This window comes from Nostoc sp. UHCC 0251, from assembly GCF_034932245.1.
GTDB lineage: Bacteria > Cyanobacteriota > Cyanobacteriia > Cyanobacteriales > Nostocaceae > Nostoc.
Genome location: NZ_JAYGHD010000294.1, coordinates 1 through 11,385, shown reverse-complemented (window position 1 = coordinate 11,385; position 11,385 = coordinate 1). Strand labels below are relative to the sequence as shown.

The following is an 11,385-nucleotide window of genomic DNA, read 5'->3' as shown; positions in this document are numbered from 1 at the left end:
ACTGTGGGATTTGGAGACAGGAAAGGAAATCTCTACCCTGAGAGGTCATAACGACGCGGTAAATGCAGTAGCCATTACCCCAGATGGTCAAACAGCCGTTTCTGCTTCTGGTGACAACACCCTAAAACTGTGGGATTTGAAGACAGGAAAGGAAATTTCTACCCTGATAGGTCATAAAGACTCGGTAACAGCAGTAGTCATTACCCCAAATGGTCATACAGCAATTTCTGTTTCTAATAGCCTGGAACTGTGGACTTTGAAACTCTGGGATTTGGAGACGGGTAGGGAAATCTCTACTTTGAGAGGTCATAAAGACTCGGTAACAGCAGTAGCGATCGCCCCAGATGGCAAAACAGCAGTTTCTGCTTCTAGTGACAACACCTTGAAACTGTGGAATTTGGAGACAGCAAGAGATTTCTCTTCCCTGAGAGGCCGTCTGAAACTATTAAAACTGTGGGATTTAGAGACGAAAAGGGAAATCTCTACCCTAAGCGGTCATAAAGACTCGGTAAATGCAGTAGCCATTACCCCAGATGGTCAAACAGCGGTTTCTGCTTCTAGTGACAACACCCTGAAACTGTGGAATTTGAAGACAGGGAGGGAAATCTCTACCCTAAGCGGTCATAACGACTCGGTAAATGCAGTAGCCATTACCCTAGATGGTCAAACAGCGGTTTCTGCTTCTAGTGATAACACCCTGAAACTGTGGACTCTGAAACTGTGGACTCTGAAATTGTGGAATGTGGAGACGAGAAGGGAAATCTTTACCCTGAGAGATCATAGAGGTTCAGTAAATGCAGTAGCCATCACCCCAGATGGAAAAAAAGCCATTTCTGCTTCTAATAACCTGAAACTGTGGAATTTGAAGACAGGATGGCAAATCTCTACCCTGAGAGGTCATAACGATTCGGTAAATGCAGTAGCGATCGCCCCAAATAGTCAAACTGCGATTTCTGCTTCTAGTGACACCACCCTGAAACTGTGGGATTTGGAGACAGGAAAGGAAATCTCTACCCTGAGAGGTCATAACGACTCAGTAAATGCAGTTGCGATCGCTCCAGATGGCCAAAAAGCTGTTTCTGCTTCAGATGACAAGACCTTAAAACTGTGGGATTTAGAGACAGGAACGGAAATCTCTACCCTGACTGGTCATAACCACTGGGTAAAAGGAGTAGCGATGCCTGCGGTGGTCAAAGCCAACGCCCCAGATGGTCAAAAAGCTGTTTCTGCTTCTGCTGACCACACCCTGAAATTGTGGGATTTAGACACAGCACAGGAAATCTCTACTTTTACTGGTGAAAGTTATATATATTGCTGTGCTATTTCCCCAGATGGATTGATAATTGCAGCAGGTGAAAGTTCAGGGCGGGTTCATTTCCTCCGTTTAGAAGGGGGTTCAGAAAATGAATAACATTACTCAAAATACAATCAATATCCCCAGCTATCCCCCAGAATTTAAGCAAATCATTAACGCTAAAAATCAAAACTTTGTCGGTCGTGAATTTGTATTTTCTGCTATCAACAACTTTCTCAATCAATCTGACCGGGGCTACTTTACTATTATTGGCGATCCTGGTATTGGTAAAAGTGCTATTCTTGCCCATTATGTCAGCCAAAATCCTGGCGTTGTTTATTACAATATCGAAATTGCAGGAAAAAATCGCATTGAGGAATTTCTGACGACGATTTGCACTCAATTAATAGAAATCGTTCAAAATCAAGGTAGTACAACTTGTGTTGAGCAGAGTCGAAATAATCTCACCGCTAAGTTTCCTGATTCTACCACAGAAGACAGCGGGTTTTTATCGCTACTATTGCAACAAATCAGCGATAGATTGCATCCAGAACAACGTTTAATTATTACTATAGATGGCTGCGATCGGATTGATATCAACAATCAACCACGAGGCTCCAATATTTTCTATTTACCCCGTTATCTACCTGAAAAAGTTTATTTTATTCTTAGCCGTCGTCCTTTTTTAACAGATAAATCAGGTTTATTAATTGAAAATCCAGCCCAATCTTTAGATTTATCAAATTACCCTGAACAAAATCGTGCTGATATCCAGGAATATATCAAAAATTATTTAAATGAATCATGTCATTCTGTAGACGCTTCCGCGGCTTACCGTAGGGTGCATAGCCTTAGCGAAGAGAAGAATCCCGGAGATGTTTCGCTCAACATAACAAAGCCAGGTTTTAATGATGAAACCAATTTTCTGTATGTTAAAGAAATCTTAGCAGCTATTAATGAGGATATTTACCCCCCAAATTTACAAATTTGTTACCAAAATCATTTAGAAAAGATGAATTTAGCAAGCATTAAAAAGCAACCAATAGCTTTACAGGTGTTAAATATCTTAGTTCAAGAGCAATCAATAGCAATAGAAATCATAGCAGAAAGATTAGATACAGATGAATATGAAATCAAGGTAATTTTAGACAAGTGGCGAGAGTTTTTACATTTAGAATCAATAGGAGCAGAAATCCACTATAGTATTTATCATCCTAGTTTTCGTGATTGGTTGAGGCAACAAATAGAGTCTAACTTTTGAGAACACCTCACACCTTGCGATATAATGTTTCACCACATACGCATGGGAACCGCCATAACCCCTTTATAGAGAAATTGAGGCTGAAAGCATTTAAGGGTTTATTTGAAAAAATCTCATTTTAAAAGCAGATCGACTTAAACTCTTGGCAGAGTAATATCTTATTAAAGAGTAGGAGTAATAAGCAATAATTATGCCTAAATATGTACTTTGGGGAACTTACTGCGAAGACGTTCTTGAAAAACGCACCCCCCACCGTGAAGCTCATTTAGACGGATTAGCAAAACAGAAAGAATCTGGTGTGCTGATTACTATTGGCCCTACCAAAGATGTTACAAAAGTTTTTGGGATTTACGAAGCCGAAGATGAAGCCACTGTACGCCAGTTGATTGAAAATGACCCCTACTGGAAAAATGGCATTTGGACTGAATATTCTGTCAAAGAATGGATTCAAGCTTTTTAAGGACTTCCAGTTAAAAAAACATCCCACGCTCCGCGTTCGCGTAAGCGTCCCATAGAGTATGTAAGGGCGCAAGGCCTTGCGCCCCGAAGAATTGTGTGTAATCCAAGCAATTGAAAACTGCTATAAGTAATCTCATGGCCCAAAGGGAGTAATCTGAATAGAAAAGGCGATTGACGCTTTTGATTTGAAATAAATGAAAATTTGGCAGGTTGATTTTTATCGTCGTCCGTTGCCAGATGCATCTGGACAAGTTTTATGGGAGTTGTTGATTTGTGACGCAACTCGCAGCTTTGAGTATGAAGCCACCTGTCTCCAGTCAGCAGCAAACTCTAATTGGGTAGCTGCTCAACTCGAACTAGCCGCAGGTGAAAAATTGCCAGATGTGATCCAGGTGTTTCGTCCTCAGTCTCTCAGCTTAATTGAGGCGGCTGGACGTAATTTAAGTATTAATGTCGAACCTACCCGCCACACTTTGGCATTAAAGCAGTGGTTACAAGAAAAGCAATATCCCTCAACGCTGGATAAACCACCCCCAGCACCATTACCAGAAAACCTTTGGGGAGAACAATGGCGTTTTGCAAGTTTAGCTGCTAGTGATGTAGAAACGAGATTTAGCGATCGCCCCATTCCCATTTTGCACCTCCCAGAACATCGCAAACCCATCAATTTGGGTTTAGCATCAACAGTACCCGTCCCTGGTGTGGTAATTTATGGTGGACGGCAATCGATGCGCCTAGCGCGGTGGTTGCAGCAAGCCCGTCCCGTAGCCTTAAATTACATATCTGGCGCACCGGATGGCTTAGTATTAGAGGCTAGCTTGGTAGACAGGTGGATTGTTGCTACTTTTGAAGATCCAGAAGTTACAACAGCAGCCCAAGCATTTGAACAACGGAAAAAACATTGCCGAGGATTACATTTTTTGTTAGTTCAACCCGATGATTCCGGGATGACTTATAGCGGCTTTTGGTTGTTGCGGGCAGAAGATTGATATTAATTGTCAAAAATATTTGTCCGCTTAGTTTTTATAGCTAAAAAAGACGATGGAAGTCACAATTACAATTACCTAGAACCAGCCCTTTCAAGGTCTTGTAATTTTCCCCAAATTATAGTTAGTTGAAAAAATAAAGTTGGAAAATGGGGAATACATTTAAACCTTATTTGATACAGTACTGACTACACAAGCATCAGTTACGAATTACGTTAGCGCAGCGTTAGCGACGCAGGAGCGTCATTACGAATTACGAATTACGAATTAGAAAGTCACCACACTCCGGATTGATTCGCCTTTGTGCATCAATTCAAAAGCATCATTAATTTGCTCAATGGGCATCACATGGGTAATTAAATCATCAATATTTATCTTACCCTCCATATACCAATCAACAATTTTCGGCACATCTGTACGTCCTCTCGCGCCACCGAATGCCGAACCTTTCCAAACGCGCCCAGTTACTAATTGAAAAGGACGAGTGCTAATTTCTTGTCCAGCACCAGCAACACCAATAATTACGCTCACGCCCCAACCTTTGTGGCAGCATTCTAATGCTTGACGCATAATTTTGACATTACCGATACATTCAAAACTGTAATCAGCCCCACCTTTTGTTAAATCAACCAAATAAGGAACTAAATCCCCCTCTACTTCTTGGGGATTAACAAAGTGCGTCATACCAAACTTTTCTGCCAAGGTGCGTTTGCTGGGATTAATATCCACCCCGACAATCATATTCGCTCCCACCATCCGCGCCGCTTGGATAACATTTAAACCAATACCACCCAAGCCGAAAACCACTACATTTGCTCCCGGTTCCACTTTGGCAGTATTGATGACTGCACCAACACCAGTAGTCACACCACAGCCTATATAACAAACCTTATCAAATGGGGCATCTTCCCGAATTTTTGCTAAAGCAATTTCTGGCAGCACCGTATAGTTAGCAAAAGTTGATGTACCCATATAATGATGAATCATCTGCCCATTGATGCTAAAACGACTGGTGCCATCGGGCATGACACCGCGTCCTTGAGTTAAGCGAATGGCTTGACAAAGATTAGTTTTGAAGCTCAAACAATATTCGCACTGGCGGCATTCGGGAGTGTATAGGGGAATTACATGATCCCCTGGTTTGAGACTGGTGACACCAGCGCCTACCTCCACTACCACACCAGCGCCTTCATGCCCCAAAATAGCCGGAAACAAACCTTCGGGATCATCACCAGATAGGGTAAAAGCGTCGGTATGACAAACCCCGCTGGCTTTCACCTCAACTAATACTTCGCCAGCTTGTGGCCCCGATAGTTGAACGGTTTCAATTGTCAACGGCTTACCTGCGCTGTAAGCTACTGCTGCTTTAACTTGCAACATCAGCCCTCCTGTATAGTTTTGTTATTGGGCATTGGGCATGGGGCATGGGGCATTGGGCATTGGGCATGGGGCATTGGGCATTGGGCATGGGGTATGGGGCATTGATTATTCGCCTTATCTCCCTCATCATCCCCTGCTCCCTTATCCTCCCCTGCTCCCCCTGCCTCCCCTGCTCCCTACTCCTTCCCCAGTCCCCTCTAGCCATTGAGCGTATGATACACTTTTGTATCACTTAATCGTATTTACTAAGAACGATCGCCCCTATAACGATAAATATTACTTTGTTAAAATATCATTCTCTGGCTAGATTGGTTAAAGGCGGCAACAGCTGTTTTGACAACAATGTAAACTGAATGTCAGCAGCAATCCCCAAATAATTTGTCCACCCCTCGATTAATACATTTTGTCACAGCTTATGAACCCTGCCCTAACTCAAATTGGCGCTCAAATGTCTAACCTGACTGGCGTCAGAGCAATCATGAAGGATATTATCGAAACATTACGAGCGGGTGCAGGGCAGCAATTTATTAATTTGAGTGCTGGGAATCCGTTGATTTTGCCAGAGGTAGAGCAGTTATGGCGGGATTGTACTGCACAGCTTTTGGCTAGCCCCGAATATGGTGAGGTAGTTTGTCGTTACGGCTCAAGTCAGGGTTATGCACCATTAGTTGAAGCGATCGCTAATGATTTTAACAAACGCTACGGGTTAAACTTAAGCGATCGCAATATCCTCATCACCCCCGGCAGTCAAACCCTCTACTTCTACGCTGTGAATAGCTTCGGTGGCTACACCCCTAGCGGCGAGTTAAAACAAATCGTTTTGCCCCTCAGCCCTGACTACACAGGTTACGGCGGCCTCTCCTTAGTTCCAAAAGCCTTAACTGCTTACAAACCAACTCTCGATATTGATGAAGCCGCCCACCGATTTAAATACCGCCCCGACTTCAGCCAACTGTCGATTTCAGAAAATACGGGTTGTATCCTCTTCTCTCGCCCCTGTAATCCCACTGGTAATGTCCTCACTGAGGATGAGGTGAAAAAGATTGCTGCTTTAGCTGCGCCTTACAATCTACCCGTGTTAATTGACTCAGCTTATGCGCCTCCCTTCCCGGCATTGAACTTTACTGAAATGACACCAGTGTTTGGTGATAACATCTTACACTGCATGAGTTTATCGAAAGCGGGATTACCAGGAGAAAGGGTTGGTATTGCCATTGGGGATGAAAAGTGGATTGAAGTGCTGGAGTGTTTCCAAGCAAATATTAGTCTCCATTCTTCACGTTACGGCCAAGCGATCGCAGCTCTTGCAATTAACTCTGGCGCTTTAGTGGAAATTTCTCACACTGTCATCCGTCCCTTTTACCAAAATAAGTTTACCGTTTTAGAAACCAGCTTAGAAGAAGCGATGCCCAAGGATTTACCTTGGTTCCTCCATCGCGGTGAAGGAGCAATTTTTGCTTGGTTGTGGTTACAGGATTTACCCATCAGTGACTGGGAATTTTACCAGCAAGTTAAGCAAGTAGGTGTGATTATTGTCCCAGGAAGTAGCTTCTTCCCCGGTTTAGAGGAAGAATGGGCGCACAAACACCAATGCTTCCGCATCAGCCTTACAGGTACGGATGAAGAGATAGCTACTGCTATGCAACGTTTAGCAAAAGTGGCTGAAGAAGCTTATAAAGGTGCGGCGGTGACTGCCTAGTACCGCAAGGCGGAATTAAAAATTAAAAATTAAAAATGAAACACGAACAAGCTAACAAAGAGATAGGGAGCAAAGGCACGGAACCGCAGAAAAGCAGAGGAGGAAAAGGAAAATCAAAAAGATCCAGTCCCCAATCCCCAATCCCCAGTCCCCAGCCTCCAGTTCCCAATACCCAATCCCCAGTCCCTAATCTCGACAATTGGCTAGAAATTGGTAAGATTGTTTCCCCTCAAGGATTGTCTGGAGAATTAAAGGTTTATCCTGTATCAGACTTCCCCGAAAGATTTGAAGTACCGGGAAAACGTTGGTTGTTGCGTTCAGGTGACACAGAACCGCAACCAATCGAATTATTAACAGGACGTTATATCAGTAATAAAAACTTGTATGTGATCAAATTAGCTGGCGTGGAAAATTGCGATCAGGCGGAGGCGTTGCGCGGTTGTAAGTTAATGGTGCCAGCAAGCGATCGCCCCCAACTAGGCGAAGATGAATACCATGTCCTCGATTTGATTGGCTTGGAAGTCTTCATGCAAGCATCTGGCGAACTCGTTGGTACAGTGGTAGATATCATCCCGGCTGGCAATGATTTGTTAGAAGTCAAGTTGCATGAATCATTTGCTACTGACAAAAAGCAAAAAACTGTTTTGATTCCATTTGTGGAAGCGATCGCACCAGTAGTAGACTTGAAATCTAATCGCATTGAAATTACCCCACCGCCTGGGTTATTGGAAATTAATAATTAGATCATTAATTAAATGGAAATTATTAATTTTGAATTTTGAATTTTGAATTTGGAGCAAAGCGACGTGACTCAAGCTTTACCAAAAATCGTAACATTTGAAGAATTTGTCAAGTGGAAGCCAGAGAATGAGCGCTATGAATTGCACAACGGAACAATTGTTAAAATGCCTCAACCTGTAGGAGATCATGAAGAGGTAACAGGATTTTTAGCCTTTGAACTGACTAGAGAATGTATCCGTCTAAATCTCCCATACTTCATACCCAAGACAGTGCTTGTCAAACCACCTGTAAATGAATCAGGTTATTCGCCAGATGTACTGTTGTTGAATCGCCCTAATTTAATAAATGAACCTCTGTGGAAGAAAGAATCTACCGTTATTCAACCTGCATCAATTCCTGTAATTGTTGAGGTTGTTAGTACAAATTGGCGTGATGATTACCTCAAAAAATATGCAGATTATGAAGAGATGGGAATTCCTGAATACTGGATTGTTGATTATGCTGCTTTAGGTGGTAGGGAATTTATTGGCAAACCAAAACAACCTACTATCTTAGTTTGTTCTTTAGATGAAGGTGAGTATCAAGTTAGTAAGTTTAGAGGTACAGACCGCATTCATTCTCAAACATTTTCAGAGCTAAATTTAACTGCTCAACAGATTTTTCAAGCGGGTAATACTTCAACGTAATATATGCTGGCTAAATAATTATTAATTCATATTTTGAGGATAAAGAAACTTGATTTATCAATGGATAAATGAAACTGAAGAAAATGCAAATTGATAGTATTAATCAATAGTCACAGCTATGTCAGTCGTAATACATCGCTCTTCATCTTTTGGCCAAAGCCAAAGAATTTAGTCACAAAGGCTGGAAAAATTGATCAAGAGTAGATGGCCATTATCTGGAAAAAAAGTATAATTACTTACTGATGAACCCGTCAAAATCCTTTTGTAATGGAGTGTCGAAATGACATTAGCTACAACTCCACAAACAAAGCCTTTAACAGATGAAGAATTACAGAAGATAAACGCCTATTGGCGTGCTGCTAACTATCTTTCCGTTGGGCAGATATATCTACTGGACAATCCGCTACTTAGAGAACCGCTAAAGCTGGAACACGTCAAACCCAGACTCTTGGGGCACTGGGGAACAACACCAGGGCTGAACTTGATCTATGTTCACCTGAATCGGGTCATCAAAAAATATGACCTAAACACCATCTATATTGCTGGGCCTGGTCATGGAGGCCCTGGACTGGTAGCCAACACCTACCTAGAAGGCACTTACAGCGAGTATTATCACAACATCTCCCAGGATGCAGAAGGAATCCAGAAACTCTTCAAACAATTTTCTTTCCCTGGTGGTATTCCCAGCCACGTTGCACCGGAAACTCCCGGTTCGATCCACGAAGGCGGAGAACTAGGTTATGCCCTTGTCCACGCTTTCGGCGCTGCCTTTGATAACCCTGACTTGATCGTTGCTGCTGTTGTGGGTGACGGCGAAGCTGAAACAGGTGCTTTAGCAACTAGCTGGCATTCCAACAAGTTTCTTAACCCTGTGCATGATGGGGCTGTACTGCCGATCCTTCACTTAAATGGGTATAAAATTGCTAACCCAACATTACTGGCACGGATCAGTCATGAGGAATTAGAAAGCCTATTTGTAGGCTACGGCTACAAGCCCTACTTTGTCGAAGGTGACGATCCCGCAGATGTCCACCAGCAGATGGCGGCGACTCTAGATATAGCGATCGCCGAAATTCAAAACATCCAGAGAGAAGCCCGCGTACATGGTTTCACTGAACGTCCTCAGTGGCCAATGATTGTTTTGAGAACCCCCAAAGGTTGGACAGGGCCCAAGGAAGTAGATGGTAAAAAAACCGAAGGTTATTGGCGATCGCACCAAGTTCCCTTGAGCAACATCGCTAAACAGCCAGAACACCTGAAAATCCTAGAAGATTGGATGAAGAGTTACCAACCAGAAGAACTCTTCGACAGCAACGGTAAGCTGATTCCTGAACTAAGAGAACTGGCTCCCAAAGGTCATCGGCGCATGGGTGACAATCCCCACGCTAACGGCGGTCTTCTGCTGTGCGATTTGAAGATGCCTGACTTTCAAGACTATGCCGTAGATGTTCTCAAACCAGGGCAAGCGATCGCTGAAGCTACCCAAGTTGCCGGAAAATTTCTGCGGGATATCATGCATCTTAACCAAGAAAGCCGCAACTTCCGCATCCTCGGCCCCGATGAAACAGTATCAAATCGCTTAGGCGGTGTGTTAGAAGTCACAGACCGGACTTGGGTAGCCCAGAACCTTCCCGAAGATGACCACCTTTCCCCCGACGGTCGGGTGATGGAAGTTCTCAGCGAAACTAATTGTCAAGGATGGTTAGAAGGCTACCTCCTCACAGGACGCCACGGGTTTTTCTCTTGCTATGAGGCGTTCATCCACATCATTGATTCGATGTTCAATCAGCACGCCAAATGGCTGAAAACGACCAGAGATATTCCCTGGCGTAAACCAATTGCTTCCCTCAATTATCTACTCACCTCCCACGTTTGGCGGCAAGACCACAACGGTTTCTCCCACCAAGATCCCGGTTTTATTGACCATGTAGTTAACAAAAAAGCAGAGATCGTTCGCGTGTATTTGCCCCCCGATGCCAACACTCTGCTATCGGTAACTGACCATTGTTTAAGAAGCCGCAACTATGTCAACGTCATCGTTGCTGGAAAGCAACCAGCATTGCAATACCTAAATATGGATGCTGCTATCAAGCATTGCACCAAAGGCATCGGTATTTGGGAATGGGCAAGTAACGACCAAGACGGTGAACCAGATGTAGTGATGGCTTGTGCTGGGGATATTCCCACTTTAGAAACTTTAGCGGCCGTGGACATTCTGCGTCAGCACTTCCCTGAGTTAAAAGTGCGGGTGGTGAATGTAGTCGATTTAATGACACTACAGCCAAAAAGCGAACATCCTCACGGTTTAAGCGAAAAAGACTTTGACACGATTTTCACCACTGATAAACACATTATCTTTGCTTTTCATGGCTATCCTTGGTTGATTCATCGCTTAACCTATCGCCACACCAACCACAGTCAGCTGCATGTGCGTGGCTACAAAGAAGAGGGAACTACCACCACCCCCTTTGATATGGTTGTTCTTAACGAGCTTGATCGTTTCCATTTAGTAATGGACGTAATCGATCGCGTACCAAAATTAGGATATAGGGCAGCTTATGTCAAACAGCAGTTGCAAGATAAGCTGATCGAACACAAACATTACATTGAGAAGTACGGCGACGATATGCCGGAAATTCGTGACTGGAAGTGGCCCTATTAACTAATTACTAATTCGTAATTCGTAATTCGTAATTCGTAGTGAAGAATTCTTCGCTACGAATTATTTTAATCTCTTCTCTCTGTGTTAACCGTGTTTCTGTGGTTAAAATAATTGCTCTTTAACCGCAGAGGTGCAGGAATGCTGAGAAAAATAAAAGATTTTAGGCGTTGCTGATTCCATGTATGAAAATGATTTTGCATAATACCAAAATCCTTGT

9 protein-coding genes are annotated in these 11,385 nt (G+C 43.2%); 8 read left to right on the top strand and 1 reads right to left on the bottom strand.

The features are described from left to right. The 4 genes from VB740_RS21015 to VB740_RS21000 all read left to right on the top strand — a co-directional run. The coding region (locus tag VB740_RS21015) for a WD40 repeat domain-containing protein (RefSeq protein WP_416290306.1) at positions 1-1,411 on the top strand (1,411 nt) is incomplete at its 5' end. Beyond that, complete coding sequence (locus VB740_RS21010; protein ID WP_323201858.1) at positions 1,404-2,555, top strand: ATP-binding protein; 1,152 nt, start codon at positions 1,404-1,406, stop codon at positions 2,553-2,555. The genes VB740_RS21015 and VB740_RS21010, both read left to right, overlap by 8 nt. A gap of 190 nt (positions 2,556-2,745) precedes the next feature. Beyond that, positions 2,746-3,015, top strand: a complete 270-nt coding sequence (locus tag VB740_RS21005) for a YciI family protein (RefSeq protein WP_323201857.1) — start codon at positions 2,746-2,748, stop codon at positions 3,013-3,015. Positions 3,016-3,208: 193 nt separating this feature from the next. Continuing rightward, complete coding sequence (locus VB740_RS21000; protein ID WP_323201856.1) at positions 3,209-4,003, top strand: Tab2/Atab2 family RNA-binding protein; 795 nt, start codon at positions 3,209-3,211, stop codon at positions 4,001-4,003. Between the two features lie 264 nt (positions 4,004-4,267). Here the strand turns inward: VB740_RS21000 and VB740_RS20995 are convergent, their stop codons facing one another. Beyond that, the gene (locus VB740_RS20995) at positions 4,268-5,377 is read right to left on the bottom strand and encodes an S-(hydroxymethyl)glutathione dehydrogenase/class III alcohol dehydrogenase (protein ID WP_323201896.1); all 1,110 of its coding nucleotides are present in this window, start codon (positions 5,375-5,377) and stop codon (positions 4,268-4,270) included. Positions 5,378-5,795: 418 nt separating this feature from the next. On the opposite strand from VB740_RS20995, the gene VB740_RS20990 reads away from it, so the two are divergent. From VB740_RS20990 to VB740_RS20975, 4 genes are all read left to right on the top strand, one after another. After that, positions 5,796-7,079 (top strand): valine--pyruvate transaminase, encoded by a 1,284-nt coding sequence (locus tag VB740_RS20990; protein ID WP_323201855.1) that lies wholly within the window; start codon positions 5,796-5,798, stop codon positions 7,077-7,079. Positions 7,080-7,114: 35 nt separating this feature from the next. Continuing rightward, the gene (gene rimM / locus VB740_RS20985; protein ID WP_323201854.1) at positions 7,115-7,822 is read left to right on the top strand and encodes a ribosome maturation factor RimM; all 708 of its coding nucleotides are present in this window, start codon (positions 7,115-7,117) and stop codon (positions 7,820-7,822) included. A 63-nt stretch (positions 7,823-7,885) separates the two neighbouring features. Next, positions 7,886-8,506, top strand: coding sequence for a Uma2 family endonuclease (locus VB740_RS20980; protein ID WP_323201853.1), 621 nt, complete (start codon positions 7,886-7,888; stop codon positions 8,504-8,506). 280 nt (positions 8,507-8,786) lie between these two features. Continuing rightward, complete coding sequence (locus VB740_RS20975; RefSeq protein ID WP_323201852.1) at positions 8,787-11,168, top strand: phosphoketolase family protein; 2,382 nt, start codon at positions 8,787-8,789, stop codon at positions 11,166-11,168. The last annotated feature ends 217 nt before the right edge of the window (positions 11,169-11,385 follow it).